Source organism: Actinoplanes sp. M2I2, from assembly GCF_023544445.1.
Lineage (GTDB): Bacteria > Actinomycetota > Actinomycetes > Mycobacteriales > Micromonosporaceae > Actinoplanes.
The window spans coordinates 355,210-375,769 of sequence record NZ_JALPVJ010000002.1; the positions used below are offsets into that span (position 1 = coordinate 355,210).

Sequence of the window (20,560 nt, forward strand, 5' to 3'; positions counted from 1 at the left end):
GCTCTGTGCTGCGGTCAGGCGCGTTCCCAGACGGCGACGGCGGCCTCGCCGTCGAGGGGCACCCAGCCCAGGGCCTCGGGGCGCGCGGGCGTCCCGGTGAAGGTCAGGGTGAGCGTGCCCTTGCCGGTCTCGAACCGGACGGGCTTGGCCTGCACGGGGTCGTTCTCCCAGCCCTGGGCGTCGTACAGGGTGAACATCCTGGGGTCCACGGTGAACGGGCGGGCGGCCGCGACGGACAGGACGACCTTGGCCGACCGGGCGGAGTAGTCGGCCGAGGTGAGCGTGACCGTGGCCACCGGCGCGGCGTTCCGGGTGATGGTCACGACCGACCCGGCCTGCTCGTACTTCAGCCGAGCGTCCTGGGCGCCGATCGCGGTAGCGGCCGGGGCCTTCACGGGGGCCGGGGCCTGCGCTGCGGCCGGGGCCGTCACCGGGATCACGTGGTCGTCGGCCGAGGCCACTCCACCGGAGGCCGCCGCCGTGATGGCCGAGAAACCGATGGCGACAGACCAGGCGATGATGGACTTCTTCATGGCGACATCCCCGGTCTGTGCGATGTGTCTCGTCTCGGACGGTCCGGCCATCCTATCGGTCGCCGGCCGATCGCCGCTGGTGGGAGCCGAGCGATCGCGACGAACCGGTAACGAGCCTGGCCGTGGGGCCGCCTGTCACCCGTACGGGTGGAAGGTCAGCCCTCCGGCGCGGCGTCGGCGAAGATCGGCCGGCCGTCGATGCTGACGCCGTTCTTGACCCGCCGGTATTCCGTCAGGTCGGCGTCGCTGCGTCGCTCGTGGGCCCGGATCAGCAGGTCACGATCTCCTTCGTAGGACATGAGCGGCACCGCGTAGCCGCACGAGTCGCTGACCCGCTCGACCGCGACGTCGATCACCGACCGTACGCCGTGGGTGTCCGGCGGGGTGGGGAACAGGCGCCGCAGCTCGGCGTGCTCGGGCGCGTCGACCGGCACCGCCCGGCCCCGGCCGTGCAACCGGACGATGTTCGGCGGGCCCTGGAAGGCGCAGAACATCAGGGTGATCCGCCCGTTCTCACTCAGGTGGGCCGTCGTCTCGGCCCCACTGCCGTGATAGTCGAGGTAGGCCACCCGATGCTCGCCCAGGACGGCGAACGTGCCGCCCATGCCCTTGGGCGAGACGTTCACGTGCCCGTCCGGCCCGCTCGGCGCGGTGGCCACGAAGAACATCGGCTGGGCCTCGATGAAGTCCCGGAGCCGCCCGTCGATCCGCTCATGCAGCTTCATGCCCCGATCCTGCCCGGCCGGCGCAAGGCCAGGAAACCGGTTTCCCAGCACGCGGGCGCGGCCTCAGGCGACGGTGTTCAGGAGGTCCAGGGCGGCGTGCTGACAGGCGTGGGCGCTGCCGACGAACGGCCCGGCCCAGTGGATGCCGTACTCGTCGAGGCTGTTGCGGTTGGCGGCGTACGCGGAGTCGGCCTGGCGTCTCAGGTACGTGCCGTACGCCCCGCCGGCCACGCTGTTGAGCACGCCCAGCCCGCGGGCGTAGGCGCCCTTCCACGACGGCTGGTCACCCTGGCAGCTCTCGCCCTCGCCCGGCTCGCGCAGGATGCCGCCGCTGTTCAGGGCGGAGTGCGTGCTCGACGCGTCACCGATCCGCCGCGCCGTGGTGAGCGCCCCGGTGTCGCCGGTGACCCTGTTCAGCTGGACGAGCGCGTTGATCAGGACTCCGGAGTTGTAGGTGAGCGGTCCGCTGGCGCCGCGGCAGGTGTTCAGGTCGATCCGGTCGATCACCAGGCCGCTTGCGCTGATCATGCCGGTGCCCTCGAACCAGGCCCAGCCGGCGCGGGCCCGGTCGCGGTGGACGGTGTCCCCCGGGATGCGCCGGGCCAGCTCGGCGTTCAGCTGGATGTAGAGGCTGTTGGCGATGGCCACCTTGGTCTGCCGGTCGGTCCTCCACCAGATGCCGCCGCCGCACCGGCTGTCCCAGTAGGCGTGCATGTGCTCGGCGTCGGCCCGGGCGGTGGCGAGATAGCGGGCGTCGCCGGTGAGGTCGTAGGCGGCGACCCAGGCCAGTCCCCACCATCCGGTGTCGTCCAGGTATTCGTTGCGGAACTGCCCCTGCCGGCCGGCGATCTGCTTGTCGTACGTGTTCGCGATCGCGTACTGGTAGCTGGCCATCTTCGAGACCCGGATATTGTCGATCAGCGCGGTGAGCGCGTTGGCGCTGGTCCACCAGCCGCCCTCGAACAGTCCGGTGCCCTGGTCGTAACGCATCATCAGCGCGGTGGCGGCCGCGGTGCTCCGGCTCGCCGCGTTCCAGGTGCTGCGGGCCCACGCCGTGCACGCGATCTCGGGCCGGTCGCCGGCCTTGCCGCACGCCCGCAGCGCGCCGACGCCCCGGCTCGCCCAGTCGTCGACGTTGGCCATCGGTGTACGGGTGTCGCTCGCGCCGGCCGGCACGGCGGTCCGGCCGAGCGGGCTGCCCGCCCAGGTGCGCCCGCCGTCGAACGACCTGTCCAGCCACACCTCGTCATCGGCCCGGCCGCCCGCGACCGAGGCCCAGCCCATCGAGCCGGCGTCGTCGACGTGCAACGTGAAGGTACGCCCGTACAGCGTGCTCCGGACCGGCGTGCGGTCGCCCTCGGCCAGGCCGGCGTCGCGCCCATCGCAGTATCGGTTGCACACCACGGCGGCGGCGGCCGAACCCGGCTCGGCCGGCACCAGCATCGCGACCGCCATCGCGGCGACAGTCCCGGCCGCACCGAACGCCCTGCCGCTCCGGCGAACCGACATGGCTTTCCCCCGCCCACCAGAATGCTGACCCGGCCCACCGCCGGTCAGGCGATTGTGCGCCCTCCGGGGTCGGCCGAGAAGGCGTCAGCCATTTATTTCCATCAATTGCTGGGGTGGTCGCGCGTCCCTCGTCACCGTCGATGATGGAGCGTCGGGCCGTTTGGAGTCCGGCGCCCGGGGCAACCGCGTCGCCATGGCGGGATGGCTGCAGGCGGGTGGCTGGGGACTGCTGGCCGGGTCGGCGTTGCTCGTCGGGGCCGCGCTCGGCTACCTCGCGCGGATCCCCGGCAAGGCGATCGCGTCGGTGATGGCCTTCGGCGCCGGGGTGCTGTTGTCGGCGGTCGCCTTCGAGTTGTTCGCCGAGGCCGACGCCCAGGCCGGGCTCTGGCCGACGGCCCTGGGCGCGGTCGCCGGGGCCGCCCTCTACACCGGCTGCAACGTCCTGCTCGCCCGGCGCGGCGCCCGGCATCGCAAGCGCTCCGGCGACCAGCAACCCTCGGAGAGCGAGCAGCAGGGATCCGGGCTGGCGCTGGCGCTGGGCGCCCTGCTCGACGGCGTCCCCGAGTCGATCGTGATCGGCACGAGCCTGCTCGGCGGCGGCACGGTCAGCGTGGTCACCGTGGCGGCCGTCTTCCTCAGCAACGTGCCCGAGGGCCTGGCCAGCGCGGCCGGCATGCGCCACGCGGGCCGGTCCAAAGCTTACGTGTTCGGCCTGTGGACCGGCATCGCCGTGCTCAGCGGCATCGCCTCCTGGGCCGGATACGCCCTGCTGGGTGGTGTGCCGGCCGCCGTCCTGGCCGGCATCACGGCCCTGGCCGGCGGGGCGATCCTGGCCATGGTCGCCGACACGATGATCCCGGAGGCGTTCGAGAACGCCCACCTGCTCATCGGGCTGATCACGGTGGCCGGCTTCCTCACCGCGTTCGCCCTCTCGCAGGCCGAGTGACGACAGCCCGGCCCCGGCCACCGCGCTCGGCCACCGGGAAGGGGGCAGGTGGTCAGTGGCCGCCGGCCGCCGTCCGGCACTGGGCCTGGCCCTGGCACGAACTCAGGGCCCGCACCACCGACGCCAGCTTCGTACGGGTGTCCGGCGACAACGTTCCGGCGACGCTGTCCAGCATGTCCGGGTCGGCCGCCCGGTTGTAGTACTCCTTCGTCCCGTCCGCGTATTCGACGTAGGTGTACGTCTCGGTCCGGATCGCCTCGTAGGTCGCCGGATTGCCGCCGTTCTTCCCCGGCCGATCGGGGTCGTTCCGATCGGTGTTGGGGCCGTGGTGCTCGATCAGCGACGTCGTCCGCCACCCCGCCCCGGAGCCGGTGCGCAACAGCGGCGTCAGGCTGCGGCCGTCCACCTCGGACGGCGTCGTCGTGCCGGCCTGGTCCTCGAAGGTCGGCCGCAGATCGACGTTCTCGACCGGCGCGGTGACCGTCTTTCCGGCGCCGACGCCGGGGCCGGCCACGATGAGCGGCACGTTGACGTCGGTGTCGAACGCCGTCTGCTTACCCGGAGTCATCCGGTATTCGCCCATGTGGAACCCGTTGTCCGAGCTGAACACGATGACCGTGTCGTCGGCGGCGCCGGTCTTCTCGAGCGTGTCCTGGATCGAGCCGATCATCCGGTCCACCGACTGCACGGCCTGGGCCCGCTTGCGGAAGTTCATGTCGATCGTCTTCTGCTCCTGCGCAGTCAGCGGCTGGCGTCCGGCCAGATAGGCCGGCGGGTTGGTGGGCAGCTTGTCGAAGGCCGGCCCCCGGGGTGCGGTCAGCCCGGGGAACTTGTCCTTGTCGACCGGCGCCGGCGTGAACGGGCCGTGCGGCGTGAACGTGGCCACCTCGATCAGGAAGGGGCTCTCGGCGGCCACCGCGTCTGTGATGAACGCCGAGGCCTTGCCGCCGACGACTGTGGTCAGGTAGTCCTCCGGCGCCTTGCCGTAATGCTCGATCCGGTCGTTCTCCAGCAGGTCGTAGTTGTACTGGCCGTAGGCGTTGCCGGCCACGTCCCACTCGGTCCAGCCGGGCGGCACGTACTTGTCCTTGGGCAGATACTCGTTGAGATACTTGCCCATCATCGCCGTCCGGTAGCCGGCCTGCTGCAGCGAGGTGGCGAAGGTCGACTTCTCCTCGCCGCGTTCCTTGAACGTGGTGAACCCGCCGTCCTTGCCGCCGTTGGTGAAGATCCCGGTGTTGTGCGGGTATCGGCCGGTGAAGATGGAGGACCGCGACGGGCAGCACAGCGAATCGGTCACTGTGTAGTTGGTGAACGAGGTGCCCTTCCTGGCCAGTGCCTGGACGTGCGGCATGAACGGCACGAGGTTCATCGACAGGTCGTCGGTCAGCACGAACACCACGTTCGGCCGGTCGGGTCCGGAGCCGGTGGAGCGGGGGCCGGACGGGCTGGGATCGCACGCGGACGATCCGACGACGACGGTCAGGGCGGAAAGCACTGCGGTGGCACGCCGGAGCGAAGTCATGACCCGGACGCTAGAGGCGCCGGGATCGGTGAACGTCAGCCGCCCGTACGGATCACGTAAAGTCCGGCGCCCGGCGGGCCGCCTGCTCGTGCAGCACTCGCATCTGCTCGTCGAACGGCGCGACCGGACCGGTGACGCTCAGCCCGGGAACCACGGCCGTGATCGGCAGCACCGCCACCGGCGACGCCGGCTGTCCCCATCCGGAGCGCCAGGCCGCCAGCTGGACGGCCGACCCGGCGTACACGATCGGCCCCAGACCGACCCAGCCGTGCGCGGCCGCGCACATCGGGCAGTGCTCCCCGGAGGTGTAGACCGTGCACGCGGCGCGGACGTCGGCCGGCAGGTTCGCGGCAGCCCACCGGGCCAGCGCCAGCTCCGGATGCGCGGTCGGGTCGGCGTCGGTGACCTCGCGGTTGCGGTCCTCGGCCAGCACCGCGCCGTCCGGTCCGGCCAGCACCGACCCGAAGGGATGGTCGCCGGCCGCCAGGGCCTCCGCCGCCAGTTCGACGCACCGGCTCAGGTGTTCGCTTGTCACGCAGCCCTCCGATCGGCCGGCGAGCGGCGATCCCGGGAGGTCCGCCGGCTCACTCGGTGGCCGAGTCGACGTCGGCCTCGCCGCTGTCGCCGACCCAGACGGCCTTGAGGTTACAGAACTCACGGATCCCGGCGGACGACAGCTCACGTCCGTAGCCGGAGTTCTTGACGCCGCCGAAGGGCAACTGCGGATAGGAGGTGACCATGCCGTTGACGAAGACCGCGCCGGCCTCGAGTTCGTCGACCAGTCTCTGTTGTTCCTGCTCATCGGCGGTCCAGGCGTTCGCCCCCAGCCCGTACGAGGTCGCGTTGGCCAGATCGATGGCCTCATCGAGGGACCCGGCGCGGTACACCGCGGCGACCGGCCCGAACACTTCCTCGGTGAACATCCGCATGCCGGGGGAGAGGTCGGTGATCACGGTCGGCGGATACCACCAGCCGTCACCGGCCGGCGCCTCCCCGCCGCACCGGACGGTGGCGCCCCGGCCGGCCGCGTCGGCGACCTGCGCCTGGACGTCCTCGCGGCCCTGACGGGTGGCGAGCGGGCCGACATCGGTGGTGTCCATCATGGGGTCGCCCACCGTCAGGGCCGACATGTGCGCGACGAACGTGTCGACGAACTGGTCGTAGACGTCGGTGTGCACGATGAAGCGCTTCGCCGCGATGCAGGACTGGCCGTTGTTCTGGCAGCGGGAGGTGGCCGCCACCTGGGCCGCGCGGTCGAGGTCGGCGGTCGGCAGCACCACGAACGGGTCGCTCCCGCCCAGCTCCAGCACGGTCTTCTTCAGTTCGCGGCCCGCGATCGCGGCGATCGAGCGGCCCGCATTCTCGCTTCCGGTCAGCGTCGCGGCGCGTACCCGGGGGTCGCTGAGGATCGTCTCGACCGCGTCCGAGCCGACCAGCAGTGTCTGGAACGCCCCGGCCGGGAAGCCGGCCCGGGTGAACAGCTCGCCCAGATAGAGCGCGGTCTGCGGGACGTTGGAGGCGTGCTTGAGCAGGCCGGTGTTGCCCGCCATCAGCGCCGGCGCGGCGAAGCGCATCGCCTGCCACAGCGGGAAGTGTCCCGCAGCGCGCGGAAGCCCTCGGCCGATCGGCCGATCGCCTGGTCGATCTGCTCGTCGGTCAGCGGTTCGAACGTCTTGAGCACTTCTCCCGTAACCGGGTTGGTCGTGGCGATCGGCATCGTTGCCTCCCTCTCGGCTGCCTGCCTCAGCCGCTACCCGCTCCGGTGGCCGCTAATCACGAGGGCCCCGTCCGGCCGGCGCGCTGTTTCCGCTTCGGGCGCACGGGTACTGGCCGGTGCAGGTGGGCGCCGACGCCCCGGTGAGGAGCCTCTGGTGCGTGCGCTGACTGTGGAACCGCTCAAGCCCGGAACGGCCCGGATCGAAGACGTGCCCGACCCCGTCGCCGGTCCGGGCGAGATGCTGGTGGAGGGGCTGGCCCTGGGGGTCTGCGGCACCGACCGGGAGATCGCGGCCGGCGAGTACGGGTGGGCGCCGCCCGGCCGGGACCGGCTCGTGCTGGGTCACGAGTCGCTCGGCCGTGTGCGCACAGCCCCGGCGGACAGCAGCTTCGCGCCGGGTGACCTGGTCGTCGGGGTGGTGCGCCGCCCGGACCCGGAGCCCTGCGGGGCGTGCGCGCACGGCGAGTTCGACATGTGCCGCAACGGCCGGTACACCGAACGCGGCATCAAGGAGATCGACGGCTACGGCAGCGAGCTGTGGACGGTCGAGACCGGGTACGCGGTCAAGCTCGACCCGCGGCTGGCCGACGTCGGCATGCTGATGGAGCCGATGAGCGTGGTCGCCAAGGCCTGGGAGCAGATCGAGAAGGTGGGCGCCCGGTCCTGGTTCGAGCCGAAGCGGGTGCTGGTCACCGGGGCCGGCCCGATCGGGCTGCTGGCCGCGTTGCTCGGGGCGCAGCGTGGCCTCGAGGTGCACGTGCTCGATCTGGCCACCGAGGGCCCGAAGCCGGAGGCTGTCGAGGCGCTGGGCGCTCGATACCACTCGTCCGGAATGCGCGAGGTGACGGCGCGGATCGAGCCCGACGTGATCGTCGAGGCGACCGGGGTGTCCAGCCTGGTCTTCGAGGCGATGGCGGGCACGGCCTCGTACGGGATCGTCTGCCTCACCGGGGTCTCCGCGGCCGGCCGCCGGATCTCCGTGGATCTCGGCGCGGCCAACCGCGACATGGTGCTGGAGAACGACGTCGTCGTGGGCTCGGTCAACGCGAACCTGAGCCACTACGCCGCCGCGGCCGCCGCGCTGGCCGAGGCGGACCACGACTGGCTGTCCCGGCTGATCACCCGGCGGTTGCCGCTGGACCGCTTCGCCGAGGCGCTCGAAGCGGGCCCGCACGACATCAAGGTCGTCCTCGACATCCCCCAGTGACATCGCCCGGTGAGGGCGCTCAGCTCATCGCGGTGAGCAGCTCCCGGCAGGCCTGCTCGCACGACCGGCAGGCCTCGGCGCAGATGCGGCAGTGCTCGTGCATCCCCAGGTGCCGGGCACACTCGTCCCCACACGCCTTGCACACCGTGACGCACGCTTCCAGGAGGCTGCGGCTGACGTTGGCGTCATAGCCCGTGTGCCGCGACAGCACCCGCGCCGTGGTGGCGCAGATGTCGGCGCAGTCCAGGTTGGTCCGGATGCACTTGGTCAGGTCGGCCACCGAGTCCTCGCTGAGGCAGGCGTCGGCGCAGGCGGTGCACGCCTCGGCGCAGGCGTTCAGCGCGTCGATGGCCGCGGCCAGCCGGGCCCGGTCGAGATTGATGGCCTTCGGGTACGTCTCGAGCATCGGCATCGTCGGGGTCGTCATGGCTCGTCTCCCTCGGGTGGGTCTGATCAAGCGGCGTCGATGCCGATCCGTTCGCGCAGGTCCCCGGCCCACAGATCGGCGGTGTAGACGGCGGTGCGAGGCTGGAACTTGCGCCCGTCGGCCAGCCGCCCGGCGTCGACCGGCTCGTAGCCGATCTGCTCGACGAGGTCGAAGACCTGCCTCTTGGCGGCCGGGTCGTCACCCGCGACCGGAATGCCGTAGCGGTGGTTGGCGCCGCCCTCGCGACCGAACTCGCGCAGGTGGTCGAAGCGCATGGCGTTGAACGCCTTGACGACGTGCGCGTCCCCCAGGTGCTGCTGCATCAGCTCGCTCGAGGTGGTCCGGCCCTCGTCGAGCTCCGCGAGGTGACCGTCCAGTTCGGGGTAGTAGTTCGCGGTGTCGATCACCGTCTTGCCGGCCAGGTCGTCGGCGGGCACGTCGCGGTAGTGCCCGAACGGAATGGTGACCACCACGATCTCGCCGTAGCGGGCCGCCTCCTCGACGGTGGCCGCGTGACCGTGCTCGCCCAGGTCGCTCTCGAGGTCGCGCAGGGTGTCGGGACCGCGCGAATTGGCGACGGCGACGTCGTGGCCGGCGTCGACGAACAGGTGGGCCAGGGTGGAGCCGATCTTGCCGGCGCCGATGATGCCGATGCGCATGCCGGGTATCTCCTACAGGCTGGGGTGGCTCTGGGTGTCGCGGACGGTGACCCACTGCCAGACGGTGAACTCGTCGAGGTTGGTGAGCGACCCGAAGCGGCTGCTGCCGCCGGATTCGCCCATGCCGCCGAACGGCGCCGGCGTCTCGTCGTTGACGGTCTGGTCGTTGATGTGGATCATCCCGGCTCGCAGCCGGTCGCCGATGGCCTGCGCGTGTGCCGCCGAGCCCGAGTGGACTCCGGCGACCAGGCCGTACGGTGTGCCGTTGGCCAGCCGGACCGCTTCGTCGTCGTCGCGGAAGGTGGTGATCACGGCGACCGGCCCGAAGATCTCCTCCGCGAAGGCCGGCATGTCGGGAGTGACGTCGGCGAGCACGGTCGGCCGCAGGAACAGGCCGTCGGCGGTGCCGCCGGTGACGATCCGGGCGCCGGCGTCGACACTCCGCCGCACGATGTCGGTGATGTGGTCGAGCTGCGACTGGTTGATGATCGGGCCGAGATCGACGTCGCCGCGCGGGTCGCCCACGGTCAGCCCGTCGGCGATCTTGGCGAGGACGTTCTCGTACAGCGGCGCGATCGGCTCGGCGACCAGGTGCCGCCCGGTGGCCATGCAGACCTGTCCCTGATGGGCGAAGCTGCCGTACGCCCCGGCGGCCGCGGCCGCCTCGACCTCGGCATCGGCCAGGACGACGAAGGCGTTGTTGCCGCCGAGCTCGGAGACCATCTTCTTGAAGTGCTTCCCGGCCGCCTCGGAGAGGTTCCGGCCGACCGGGGTGGAGCCGGTGAACGAGATCAGGTCGATGTTCGGGTCCTCGGCGACGGCGTTGCCGAGCTCACTGCCCTTGCCGGGCAGCATGTGCAGGACCCCTGGGGGCAGGCCGGCCTCCTCGAACAGCCGGGCGATCACCACCCCGCAGCAGACCACCGCCTCACTCGCGGGCTTGAGAACGACGGCGTTCCCGGTCGCCAGCGCCGGCGCCACTGAGCGCATCGCCAGGATCAGAGGGAAGTTCCACGGGGCGATGACCGCCACCACGCCGTACGGGATCCGCCGCGCGGTGCTGATCCGGCCGGGCTGGGTGGTCGGCAGCAGGGTTCCCCACGGCTGGGCCGGGAGCGCGGTGGCCGCCCGCAGCTCGGTCAGGGCCAGGTCGAAATCCAGGGCGGCGGCCGTCCGGGCCTTGCCGGCCTCGCGCCCGAGCCAGGTGGTGATCTCGTCGCGGTGCTGCTCGAAGAGCTCGGCCGCACGGCGTAGCACGGCTTCGCGTTCGGTGAACGAGGTGGCGGCCCACCGCCGGCCCGCCTCGGCGGCCTGGCCCGCGCAGCGGCCGAGCGTGTCGGCGTCCGCCGTACCGACCTCGGCCAGCACGTCGCCGGTGGCCGGTTCCGTCGCCTCCATCGTGGCGCCGGTCGAGGTCCATCGGCCGGTGAAGATCTTGCCGCGCCACCGGCTCTGGTCGTCCAGAAGTCCCACGGTTGCCTCCGATCTGATCGAGCGGCCTCAGGCCGCGGGGTTGAGCGCGACCTTGATCCAGCCGGGTTCACGGCGGTCGAATTCGCGGTACGCGGCCATCACGTCGGTCATCGGCTCGTTCTCGGTGAGCAGCAGGGCCGGGTCGACGCCGCCCTCGGCGATCAGCCGGAGCAGCCCGGGCATGTAGTGCCGGTGGTTGCAGTTGCCGGCCTTGACAGTGAGGTTCTTGTTCATCACCACGCCGATCGGGTAGCTGCTGATCGTCTGCGGGTAGACGCCGATGATCCCGATGCTGCCGGCCTTGGCGACGGCCTGGGCCGCCCACTGCGAGACCTGGCTGGGGGCGTCGCCGGGCACCCACTGCCCGCCGCCGGTGGTGTTGCCTTCGGGTGCGGCCTGCTGCTGTTCGGTGTCGAACTGCTGAGCCTGCTCGGCCGGCACGCCGGTGGCGGGTCGCTCGGCGTCCACGCCGACCGCGTCGATGACCCGGTCGACGCCGATGCCGCCGGTGAGGTCCTGGATCGCGGCGACGGGTTCCTCGGTGTCGAAGTCGACGATCTCGGCGTGCTGGGCCTGGGCCAGGGCGAGCCGGTCGGTGTTGTGGTCGACGGCGATGACCCGGCCCGCCCCCTGCAGATAGGCCGACAGGATGGCGAGCTGACCCACCGGTCCGGCTCCGAACACCGCCACGGTGTCGCCGGTGCGGATCTCGGCGAGCTTGGCGCCGAACCACGCGGTCGGGAAGATGTCGGAGACCATGATGGCCTGGGCGTCGGAGACCCCGGGCGGGATGGGCACGAGGCTGGTGCTGGCGTAGGGCACCCGGGCGTACTCGGCCTGCAGCCCGTCGAACGCGCCGGCGGCTTCCGGACCACCGAAGAAAGCCGTGCCGGCCAGCTTGCCGCCGGGATTCGCGTTGTCGCACTGCGCCTGGTAGCCGGCCCGGCAGTAGGAGCAGTAACCACAGGAGATGGTGGACGGGATGACGACCCGGTCGCCGGTCGAGAAGTTCCGCACACCGGTGCCGGCCTCGACGACTTCACCCACGGCTTCGTGGCCGATGATGGTGCCGTCCTTCATGCCCGGCATGGTGCCGCGGATGAGGTGCAGGTCGGTGCCGCACATGGCACTGGTGGTGATCTTCACGATCGCGTCGGTCGGGGCCTGGATCTTCGGTTCCGGCACGTCCTCGAGCTGGATGTCACCGACCGCGTGCCACACCACTGCCTTCATGCTTGTCCTCCTTCAGCGACCTGGCGGCGTCCTCGGTGGATGTCGCGTCAGGACGGTTCGCGACGGCTGCCTACCCGGCTGCCTCCCTCGTACGCGAAAGATCGGAGGATTTCTCGCGCTCCTGACCCCGGCGCCGTCACGGTGTTGTTTGATCGGCCTCCGGACGGGCACGCATCGCCGGTCGGACACACTTCGAGGAGGTCACCATGCCGGCCGAGGACGACATGCCCAGCACGCTCAAGCGCTCACCCAAGAAGGCGCAGGAGACGTACGCCAAGACACACGACCACGCGGTCGAGGAGTACGGCGAAGGGGAGCGGGCCCACCGCACGGCGTTCGCCTCTCTGAAGCACTCGTTCGAGAAGAGCGGCGACCACTGGGAGCCCAAGGAGAAGAAGGGCCCGAGCGACGCCAAGGCCGCCGGCGGCCGGAAGACCAAGGCGAAGACAGCCGGTGGGGTCGACGCCAACGCCAGCAAGCAGCACCTGATGGACCAGGCGAAGAAGCTCGAGATCAGCGGGCGCAGCCGGATGACCAAGGATCAGCTGGTCGACGCGATCCAGAAGGCCAACGCCAAGAGCACCCGCAAGGCGCGCGGGAAGTGACGCCGTCGGTCTGTGCTGCCGCCCGGCCTCAGCGGGCCGCGGTCACCGGTGCGGCGGGCAGGTCGGCGGCCACCGTGCCGAGCAGGGCGAGGGCCTGCCGGGACACGCTGCCCGGCTCGGCCTGGTAGACGACAAGCTGCTGGTCGGTCGCGCCGTCGACGGTGAGGGAGTCGTAGGTGAGGGTCAGCTCGCCGACCTGATGGTGGCGGAACTGCTTGGCCTCGTGGGTCTTGCCTCGTACGTCGTGGCGGGCCCACAGCCGGCGGAAGTCCGGGCTTTTCAAGGAGAGCTCGCCGACCAGCTCGGTGAGCCGTGAGTCGTCGACCAGGTCTCCGCTGCCGGCCCGCAGCGTGCCGAGCGTGTTGCGCGCGACGCGCTCCCAGTCGGGGTAGAACTCGCGCGCGGCCGGGTCCAGAAACGCGAAGCGGACGAGGTTGATCTCGCCCTTGTCCAGCATCGGGGCGAACAGGGCGCGCCCGAGCCGGTTGCCCGCGAGCAGGTCCAGCCGCCGGTCGATGATGACCGCGGGGGTGTCCAGCCAGCCGTCCATCAGACGCAGCAGGCTCGGCCGGACCGTCGCGGTCGCCCGCCGGGCCGGTTGAGGGACCGTCTGCGCCAGGTGATGCAGGTGGGCCGTCTCTTCCGCGTTCAACCCGAGGGTACGGGCGAGAGCGGCCACCACCTGAGCCGACGGGCGCTGTTCCCGTCCCTGCTCGAGCCGGGCGTAGTAGTCGGTGCTCACCCCGGCCGACCCGGCCAGCTCCTCCCGCCGCAGGCCCGGGGTCCGGCGCCGGCCCGCGGACGGCAACCCGATCGCCGTCGGACTGGTCATCTCGCGCCGGGCCCGGAGGAATTCGCCCAGCTGATTGGCGCTGTCCATGAGCCCACGATAGGCGCGCCCCCGGCCGCCATCCAGGTTGTGCCACACCCTGGTTGGCCCGTGGATCGCCGGTCACGCTCGACCACAGGGCACCACCTGACCTGAGGGGGAGCGATGGACCTGACCAGTGGCAACCCGATGGGCCGGCGGGCGTTGCTACCGCGACGTCCTGCAACCGGACGGGAAGTGACGGGGGTGCGCAGGTCCGTGGGCCGCTCACTGGCCGGCATCGCCCTGATTCTCTCCGCCGGTACGGTGACCGCCTGCCGGTCGGCGTCGCCCGAGGTGGCCGGGCCGGTGGCTCAGTCGTCCGCACCTTCCGAAGCGCATCAGCACGTCGGGATGTGGGTGACCGCGGACGGCCACATCCGGCAGGAGCTCCGGGCCGACGGCCGCTACGACGAGGCCCGCGGGGAGCGGCGAAGCGCCTACACCGGCCGTTACGAAGTACGCGGCGACCACATCGATTACTGGGACGACAGCGGCTTCACAGCGGACGGCCGGTTCGACGGCGATGTGCTGCACCACGGCGGCTATCTGTTCTATCGCGAGAACAGCGAGGCCCACCGGCGGGCCCGCTCGCCACAGTCCTGACCCGCCGGGCCGGACCTCAGCGCAGCCAGCGATCCAGTTCGCCGAGGACGTCGTCGATCCGGGGGAGGAGCGCGTCGGCGGTCTCGGCCGGGGTGCGGCCCGCGCGGAGGCTGCGGCCGGACTCGCCGAGGATGATGTGGAACACGCCGGCCAGCGCTATCCCGTGCAGGCGGGCGACCTCGGGCGCGATCGGGGTCGTCCCGCCGATGGCCGCGGCGAGCGTGGTGGCCAGGCGGTCGATCATCTCCAGGGCGAGCCGGTGGACCGCCGGGCTGACCGCCGCGAGCGAGCCCAGCGTGCCGAGGCCGTTCTCCGGCGGCAGGTCGCGGCTCGCCGACACGGTCTGCAGGACGAGGTCCCGGATGGCGGCGGCCGGGCTCGTGCCGGCCGGCCGGGTGCGGATGAGCTCGTCCAACTGCTGCTGGATCTGTTGTTCACGATCGGTGACGAGCTGTTCCTTGGTAGGAAAGTAGTTGTAGAGGGTCTGTTCGGCCACCTCGGCCGCCCGGGCGATCTCGCGGACCGTCACCTGCTCGTAGCCACGCTCGGCGAAGAGCCGGGACGCGGTGTCCGCGATGAGCCGGCGGGTGCGCGCCCGCTTGAGGTCGCGAAGCCCCATCTCCCCCATCACCGCAGTCTATCCGGCCACAATCTTAGAGCGCACACCACATTGCGAGTACGCTCCAACGATCAGCTGGACAGGGCCGCGCCGGCGGAGCGGGGAACGTGATGAAGGCAGTTCGGTTCAGTCGTTTCGGCGGCCCGGAGGTCCTCGAGATCGTGGAGCTTCCGGATCCGCATCCGGGCCCCGGCGAGGTCCGGATCGCGGTACGCGCGGCCGGTGTCAGTGTGAGTGACGGGAAGAAACGACAGGGTCTGATGGACCAGGAGCTTCCGCAGACCATGGGCTACGAGGCGGCCGGTGTCGTCGACGAGCTGGGTGAGGGAGTCACCGGCGTGGCCGTCGGCGATCGGGTGTTCGGCTTCTGCGCCGACGGGGCGGCCCAGGCCGAACGTGCGGTGCTGGCGCACTACGCGCCGATCCCGTACGGCGACGGTCTCGTCGAGCGGGTGCGGGCTCTCGCTCCCGGCGGCGTGGATCTCGCGCTCGACGTCGCCGGCAGCGGCGTCCTGCCGGAGCTCGTCGCGCTCGCCGGTGGCCCGGAGCGGGTCCTGACGGTCGCGGATTTCCCGGGCGCGCAGAAGCACGGTGTGCGGTTCAGCCGGGGTGATTCCGGTCGGGCGCTCCACGCTCTCACCGAGATCGGCCCGCTGATCGAGTCCGGGCGCTTCGCGCTCCCCGCCGTACGGACCTTTCTGCTCGCCGAGGTCGCCGCGGCGCACCGGGCCGTCGACGAGAACCGGGTACGAGCCAAGCTCGTTCTGGTGGTCGGCTGACGCCCCACCGACGTGCCCGGGACCGCCGCCCGGTCGTGGCCAAGTACGCTCCGACCGGGGGTGAGAGTCTTGGACGTCCGAGGCGATTGGCAACCGGCCCGGCCGGCGGGCCGGGGACGCGCCGACCACACCGCCATCGTGGGCTGCGATCTGTTCGTCGACGGGGTCGCCGTCGAAAGCCCGGGCCCGGCCGCCGATCTGGCCCAGCTCTACGAGAAGGCCCGGAACGAGGACGGCGCCTTCGTCTGGCTGGGGTTGCACGAGCCCACCGAGGCCGCGCTCAGCCGGGTCGCCGAGGTGTTCGGTCTGCACCCGCTCGCCCTCGAGGACGTTCTGCACCGCGAGCAACGGGTGAAGCTCGAGCGGTACGAGGATGTGGTGTTCCTCGTCGTCCGGGCCGCCCGCTACGTGGAGCACGAGCGGGTCACCGCCACCAGCGAGATCGTCAGCACCGGCTTCGTCCGCCTGTTCGTCGGCCCGCACTTCGTCATCACCGTGCGGCAGGGCACGGTCATGGAGCTCAGCTCGCTGCGGGCCGACCTGAGCTCCCACCCGGCGACGCTGGCTCAGGGCCCCTGGTCGGTGGTGCACGCGATCCTGGACCGCCTCGTCGACGCCTACGTCGACATCGCGACCGCCGTGCAGACCGACGTCGACCAGACCGAGGCCGCTGTGTTCGCGTCCGGGACGCCGGTCACGATCGAGCAGATCTACCAGCTCAAGCGTCAGCTGATGAAGTTCCGCGGGGCCGTGCTGCCTCTGCAGCGCCCGCTGGCCGCGCTGGGCGGCAAGCAGTTCGCCGATCTGCCCAAGGAGATCCGCCGCTATTTCGGTGACGTCGCCGACCACCACAACGCCGCCGTGGAACAGGTTCTGGCGTTCGACGACGTGCTCAACGCTCTGCTGCAGGCCCGTCTCGCCCAGTTGACCGTCGACCAGAACAACGACATGCGCAAGATCGCCTCCTGGGCCGCCATCGCCGCGCTGCCGACCGCGGTGGCCGGCATCTACGGCATGAACTTCTCGCACATGCCCGAGCTGACATGGCGTTACGGCTATCCCACCATCGTGCTGCTCCTGCTGGTCAGCGCGACCGTGCTCTACCGGGTGCTCCGCCGGGCCGGATGGCTCTGAGCGAGCCCCGTCAGGAACCTCGACACCGAGAAGTACGAGCCGTTCTTCATCGGCATCACGAAATCCGGGGCCTGGAAACTCTGCGACAGCCCGGGCGCGGATGGGGAGAACGGCGACTGCCGTCCGGCCGTTCTGTCGCCGGACCGGGAAGCGCACGGGCTCCTGGTCGCCGAGCAGGGACGGTACGAGACGATCAGTCTCGACGTGATCCTGTCCGTCCTGCACGGCCGGCTGGGCGAAGACGGCGCGATGCAGGGCCTGCTGGAGCTGTCCGGCGTTCCCTACGTGGGCTGCGACGGCCCGGGCTCGGCTGTGTGCATGGACAAGTCTCGCCTACGTGGGTGGCGCGCAGCGCCGAGACCGCCACAACCAACTTCTGGACCGTCACGGGCAAACGACGGCACCGAACCCCGGCTCTGTGGGTGGGCGTCCCTACCGGGCTGTAGGCATGGATCGCCGAGGAGAACGGGATCCCGTTCCGGGCCATCACCACCGGAAAGTTCCGCCGCTCCGGTGGCGCGCTCGGCGCCCGGCAGGTCAACAATCCGATCGCCGCCGTTCTCAGCGACGTTCTGCCTTACGCCCAGGTGATTCACCAGTGCGGCCCCAGGAACCGGCCGGCGGTCACCGAGGCCGCCGCGGGTCTGCCGCCGGAATTGCGGGCCCGCTACCACCCGGTGGAATACCTCAATGCCGGACTGCCGGACGTCTATGCCGTCGACGACGTCATGGTGGCTCGAGCCGGCGCCGGCGCCGAACTGACCGCGCTCGGCAAGGCCTGCATTCTCGTGCCGCTCATTCCGACCGGCGGCGACGAGCAGCGCCACACCGCCTGGCACCTCGCCGAGAACGACGCGGCGCGCATGCTCGCCGCCGAGGACGCGATTCCGCAAGCGATGCGCGCCGACGCCGCCGTCGGCAGCTCGGTGCGAACGCCCGCCGATACAGCCGCCCGGACGCTGCCCGGCACGTCGTCCGCGAGCTGTTGGACGCTGCCCGGAACCATTGATCGAAGGCGTTCACGGCCGGGGATCGTCACTCCGGTAACCACTGATGGCGGACCCGGTATGCCGATCACCGCGTCAGTGTGCGGATGACCGTTTCCCTCGCCGGTACGTACTTCGGCGAGCATCAACTCATGATCGTGCGACGCCGTGAACGCGAAGCCGGAATCGCGGTGGCGGATGGTGATTCCGACACCGCATTCGCCGAGATCACAGCCAGCGGATATCGTCATGCCGCGAGATAGCCGTCAGTGACGACCGGATAGCCGGTCGGCATCCCCGGCAATGCTCGACACCATCCACAAGCGAGTGTGGCGATTCCCCCTACAGATCGAGGATCTCGATGACGTCTTACACCATCACCGTCGCGCCGACCGACGACAGCGGCAACACCACCACGATCATCGTGGACATGAGTGCCGACGCGGTCCGCATCACCGACGTGCACCTGCACGCGTCCGCAGGACTGACCGGCACCCAGCTTCCGGCCGTCGACGTCAACCTTCTGATGCAGGCCGTCGCGCCGCAGCTCGAGCTGACCGCGGGTCCCACCACCGTCGTCCCGGCCCGCACCGAAACGCCGGCGGCCGCACCCACGACAACCGCTGAGCCCGCGACCGTCGACGCCGAGAGCGCCGTCACGGCCACCGACTCGGCCCCGGCCGCCACCGCGTCCGTCACCACCTCCGTCGCCGAGACGCAGGCCGGCCGTCCCGCCGCCGCCCGCGGCCGGAGCCGGCGCGCCGCGCAGGAGCCCGCCGCTGTCGAGCCTTCGACGACCGCGACGCCGAAATCCCGCCGCCGCAACCGTTCCGACGACGCCGCGTCCGCGGCCAAGCCGGTCGAGACCCCGGCGCCCAAGGACGACACGGCCGTGACTCCGGCAGCGACCCGTTCGCGGAAGACCGCGGCGCGCAAGCAGACTGCTGCGGTCCCGGCTCAGCCGGTCGAGCCGACGGTGACTCCGGCGCCGAAGGACGACACGGCCGCGGCTCCGGCGGCGACCCGTTCGCGGAAGACCGCGGCGCGCAAGCAGGCTGCCGCGGTCCCGGCTCAGCCGGTCGAGCCGACGGTGACTCCGGCGCCGAAGGACGACACGGCCGCGGCTCCGGCGACGACCCGCGCGCGGAAGACCGCCGCCCGCAAGGAGACCGCCGCGGCCCCGGCCCGCAAGGAGACCGCCGCGGCCCCGGCCCGCAAGGAGACCGCTGCGTCCTCGAAGCGGGACAAGGCTGTCGTCGCCCCGGAGGACGGCCAGAAGGAGCGCGTCTACCGGCGCATGCCCGACGACTTCACCGCGGTCGCGCGGCGGCTCAACAGCGCCTCCGTCATCGCCAAGCACTACGAGGTGCCCCGCCACACCGCTGAGGGCTGGCTGCGCCGCCTCCGCGCCACCACGAACGCCTGAGCATCCGGGCGGCCGAGACACGACAGCGGCCGTACGCCGGCGATGCACGACCGCCGGCGGCGCCGGCTGCCGGTCACGAGCCGGCGGCCCGCAGCACCGCGTCGCGCGAGGCCGTCACTTCGCGGCGCAGCTCGTCGAGGTCCACGCCGTTCAGGTGTCCGTCCGACTTCAGGGTCCGGCCGGCGACCAGCACGGTGGAGATGTTGCGGGGGTCGGCTCCCAGGACGAGCGTCCCGATCGGATCGTTGAGCGGCATGGTGTTCACCGCTTCCGCCTCGACGACCAGCAGGTCGGCTTGTTTGCCGGGCGTCAGCGAGCCGGTCACCGAGCCCAGCCCGATCGACCGGGCGCCGTCCAGCGTGGCGAAGCCGAGCACGTCGCGGGTCGTGATCCGGGAGGTGGGCGACCCGACCGCGCGCATCCGCTGAACCGCCAGCAGCACCCGCATCTGGGTGAACATGTCGCTGGCCAGCGCCACCTCGACGTCGATGCTGAGCCCGGGGCGCACCCCCGCGCCGAGGACCTCGTCGATCGCCGGGATCGCGGTCTCGAGTCCGATCTGGGTGTCGGAGCTCGGAGCCAGCGAGATCGCCGTACCGGTGGCCCCGATCGCCCGCCAGGCGTCCGGGGTCAGCCCGGTGGCGTGGATCAGCGACAGCCCGGGACCGAGCAGACCCCGCTGCTCCCATCCCAGGATCGCCGCCGACGAGGCCTCGCCGAAGACCGCGTCGACGCTGACGTCGATGTCGAGGTCGCGGGCCACCGCCGCCAGGTCCGGTCCGTACGCCAGTGCGGGTCCGGCCAGCTCGGCGGTGGCCAGGGTGGCCAGACGCAACGTGACCAGTCCGGGCAGGGCGGATCGCAGGCGGGCGAGGTCGGCCGGCCACTGGCGGTCCCAGGTTCCGAAGTGTGGCCCCATCGAGGCGTGCACCCCCCGGATGCCGGTTTCGGCGAGACCGCGGATCGCCGAGTCGGAGTGTGCGGCGGTGCGGGAATTGTGCGAGAAGTCGAGCATCGTGGTGATGCCGACGTCCAGAGCGGTGAGGGCGGCCAGCCGCGTGCCCACGTACATGTCGTGCGCGGTGTAGGCCGGCGCGATCCGCCCGAGCGTCGACGACACGTAGGCGCCCAGGTCGCCGACGTCCGGGATGGTCCGGCGCATCTGGGCCTGCCAGGCGTGGCGGTGGGTGTCGACGAAGCCGGGGGCGACGATCCGGCCGGTCGTGTCGACGACGGTGGCGTCCGCGGCGTCCGGGTGGTCCCGGAGGTCCGGGCCGACCGCGGTGATGGTGGCGCCCGAGATCAGGACGTCACCGCGGGGCAGGTCACCCAGCTCGGGATCCATGGTGACGACGGCGCCGCCGGTGAACAGCGTGGGCATGGTCAGGCCTCCGGGAAGGGTCGGTGAAGAACCGCGATCGCCGGTCGTGACCGGCGCAACCGTGGTGGATCTCCATCGTCGGCTCGAGGCGGGGCCCCAACCAGGGTGGACTGTCCCGTGGGTGCGCCACACCCCGGCTCCGGGCCGGTGCCCACCCGAGGCCGGCGTGTCCCGTGGTCTCCGGCCACGAGCCGTCGCGCCT

The 20,560-nt window shown here is 71.4% G+C and carries 22 protein-coding genes and 2 pseudogenes; 10 read left to right on the plus strand and 14 right to left on the minus strand.

Translation table 11 applies throughout. From position 1 onward, the window contains the following. Positions 1–14: 14 nt before the first annotated feature. From HJC40_RS05440 to HJC40_RS05450, 3 genes are all read right to left on the minus strand, one after another. Positions 15–533 (minus strand): hypothetical protein, encoded by a 519-nt coding sequence (locus tag HJC40_RS05440; protein WP_249998621.1) that lies wholly within the window; start codon positions 531–533, stop codon positions 15–17. 155 nt (positions 534–688) lie between these two features. Then, positions 689–1,258 carry a pyridoxamine 5'-phosphate oxidase family protein gene (locus HJC40_RS05445; RefSeq protein ID WP_249998622.1) on the minus strand — a complete coding sequence of 190 codons (570 nt, stop codon included), beginning with the start codon at positions 1,256–1,258 and terminating at the stop codon, positions 689–691. 63 nt (positions 1,259–1,321) lie between these two features. Continuing rightward, complete coding sequence (locus HJC40_RS05450; protein WP_249998623.1) at positions 1,322–2,713, minus strand: glycoside hydrolase family 76 protein; 1,392 nt, start codon at positions 2,711–2,713, stop codon at positions 1,322–1,324. Between the two features lie 247 nt (positions 2,714–2,960). Here HJC40_RS05450 and HJC40_RS05455 point away from each other — a divergent pair, with 247 nt between their 5' ends. Then, the gene (locus HJC40_RS05455) at positions 2,961–3,713 is read left to right on the plus strand and encodes a ZIP family metal transporter (RefSeq protein ID WP_249998624.1); all 753 of its coding nucleotides are present in this window, start codon (positions 2,961–2,963) and stop codon (positions 3,711–3,713) included. Between the two features lie 52 nt (positions 3,714–3,765). Here the strand turns inward: HJC40_RS05455 and HJC40_RS05460 are convergent, their stop codons facing one another. The 4 genes and pseudogenes from HJC40_RS05460 to HJC40_RS46555 form a co-directional block, all read right to left on the minus strand. Then, positions 3,766–5,238, minus strand: coding sequence for a sulfatase (locus HJC40_RS05460; RefSeq protein ID WP_249998625.1), 1,473 nt, complete (start codon positions 5,236–5,238; stop codon positions 3,766–3,768). 52 nt (positions 5,239–5,290) lie between these two features. Next, positions 5,291–5,773, minus strand: a complete 483-nt coding sequence (locus HJC40_RS05465) for a nucleoside deaminase (protein WP_249998626.1) — start codon at positions 5,771–5,773, stop codon at positions 5,291–5,293. Positions 5,774–5,822: 49 nt separating this feature from the next. Then, positions 5,823–6,869 (minus strand): annotated as a pseudogene (locus HJC40_RS05470) (aldehyde dehydrogenase family protein); the annotation flags it as partial. Continuing rightward, positions 6,788–6,955, minus strand: coding sequence for a hypothetical protein (locus tag HJC40_RS46555; protein WP_374271082.1), 168 nt, complete (start codon positions 6,953–6,955; stop codon positions 6,788–6,790). The gene HJC40_RS46555 and the pseudogene HJC40_RS05470, both read right to left, overlap by 82 nt. Before the next feature lie 154 nt (positions 6,956–7,109). Between HJC40_RS46555 and HJC40_RS05475 the strand changes: the two genes are divergently transcribed. Continuing rightward, positions 7,110–8,162, plus strand: coding sequence for a glucose 1-dehydrogenase (locus HJC40_RS05475; RefSeq protein WP_249998627.1), 1,053 nt, complete (start codon positions 7,110–7,112; stop codon positions 8,160–8,162). Between the two features lie 19 nt (positions 8,163–8,181). On the opposite strand, the gene HJC40_RS05480 is transcribed toward HJC40_RS05475, so the two are convergent. The 4 genes from HJC40_RS05480 to HJC40_RS05495 are packed head-to-tail and all read right to left on the minus strand — an operon-like array spanning position 8,182 to position 11,954. Further along, positions 8,182–8,589, minus strand: a complete 408-nt coding sequence (locus HJC40_RS05480) for a four-helix bundle copper-binding protein (protein ID WP_249998628.1) — start codon at positions 8,587–8,589, stop codon at positions 8,182–8,184. 26 nt (positions 8,590–8,615) lie between these two features. Next, entirely contained in the window at positions 8,616–9,248 is a 633-nt protein-coding gene (locus HJC40_RS05485) for an NADPH-dependent F420 reductase (protein WP_249998629.1), read from the minus strand. Between the two features lie 12 nt (positions 9,249–9,260). After that, positions 9,261–10,721: an aldehyde dehydrogenase family protein gene (locus HJC40_RS05490; RefSeq protein WP_249998630.1), complete on the minus strand. Its 1,461-nt coding sequence runs from the start codon at positions 10,719–10,721 to the stop codon at positions 9,261–9,263. A 27-nt stretch (positions 10,722–10,748) separates the two neighbouring features. After that, positions 10,749–11,954 carry a zinc-dependent alcohol dehydrogenase gene (locus HJC40_RS05495; RefSeq protein ID WP_249998631.1) on the minus strand — a complete coding sequence of 402 codons (1,206 nt, stop codon included), beginning with the start codon at positions 11,952–11,954 and terminating at the stop codon, positions 10,749–10,751. A 206-nt stretch (positions 11,955–12,160) separates the two neighbouring features. On the opposite strand from HJC40_RS05495, the gene HJC40_RS05500 reads away from it, so the two are divergent. After that, positions 12,161–12,559, plus strand: a complete 399-nt coding sequence (locus tag HJC40_RS05500; RefSeq protein WP_249998632.1) for a ChaB family protein — start codon at positions 12,161–12,163, stop codon at positions 12,557–12,559. A gap of 28 nt (positions 12,560–12,587) precedes the next feature. On the opposite strand, the gene HJC40_RS05505 is transcribed toward HJC40_RS05500, so the two are convergent. Further along, complete coding sequence (locus HJC40_RS05505; protein WP_249998633.1) at positions 12,588–13,439, minus strand: helix-turn-helix transcriptional regulator; 852 nt, start codon at positions 13,437–13,439, stop codon at positions 12,588–12,590. Between the two features lie 195 nt (positions 13,440–13,634). Here HJC40_RS05505 and HJC40_RS05510 point away from each other — a divergent pair, with 195 nt between their 5' ends. Then, on the plus strand, positions 13,635–14,033 hold the full coding sequence (locus HJC40_RS05510; protein WP_249998634.1) for an Atu4866 domain-containing protein: 399 nt from the start codon (positions 13,635–13,637) through the stop codon (positions 14,031–14,033). Between the two features lie 16 nt (positions 14,034–14,049). On the opposite strand, the gene HJC40_RS05515 is transcribed toward HJC40_RS05510, so the two are convergent. Beyond that, a complete protein-coding gene (locus tag HJC40_RS05515; RefSeq protein WP_249998635.1) occupies positions 14,050–14,661 on the minus strand; it encodes a TetR/AcrR family transcriptional regulator in 612 nt (203 codons plus the stop codon). 101 nt (positions 14,662–14,762) lie between these two features. On the opposite strand from HJC40_RS05515, the gene HJC40_RS05520 reads away from it, so the two are divergent. From HJC40_RS05520 to HJC40_RS05545, 6 genes and pseudogenes are all read left to right on the plus strand, one after another. Beyond that, positions 14,763–15,431, plus strand: a complete 669-nt coding sequence (locus tag HJC40_RS05520; RefSeq protein WP_249998636.1) for an alcohol dehydrogenase catalytic domain-containing protein — start codon at positions 14,763–14,765, stop codon at positions 15,429–15,431. A gap of 60 nt (positions 15,432–15,491) precedes the next feature. After that, positions 15,492–16,565: a magnesium and cobalt transport protein CorA gene (locus HJC40_RS05525; RefSeq protein WP_249998637.1), complete on the plus strand. Its 1,074-nt coding sequence runs from the start codon at positions 15,492–15,494 to the stop codon at positions 16,563–16,565. A 12-nt stretch (positions 16,566–16,577) separates the two neighbouring features. Continuing rightward, positions 16,578–16,895: pseudogene (locus HJC40_RS05530) on the plus strand (D-alanine--(R)-lactate ligase); the annotation flags it as partial. Positions 16,896–17,050: 155 nt separating this feature from the next. After that, a complete protein-coding gene (locus HJC40_RS05535) occupies positions 17,051–17,662 on the plus strand; it encodes a glycosyltransferase (protein WP_308200857.1) in 612 nt (203 codons plus the stop codon). After that, a complete protein-coding gene (locus tag HJC40_RS05540; protein ID WP_249998638.1) occupies positions 17,659–17,814 on the plus strand; it encodes a hypothetical protein in 156 nt (51 codons plus the stop codon). The genes HJC40_RS05535 and HJC40_RS05540 overlap by 4 nt, the downstream gene beginning before the upstream one ends. Before the next feature lie 98 nt (positions 17,815–17,912). Further along, a complete protein-coding gene (locus HJC40_RS05545; protein WP_249998639.1) occupies positions 17,913–18,977 on the plus strand; it encodes a hypothetical protein in 1,065 nt (354 codons plus the stop codon). A gap of 73 nt (positions 18,978–19,050) precedes the next feature. Here HJC40_RS05545 and HJC40_RS05550 read toward each other — a convergent pair whose 3' ends face one another. Next, a complete protein-coding gene (locus tag HJC40_RS05550) occupies positions 19,051–20,358 on the minus strand; it encodes an amidohydrolase family protein (protein ID WP_249998640.1) in 1,308 nt (435 codons plus the stop codon). Positions 20,359–20,560: the final 202 nt, after the last annotated feature.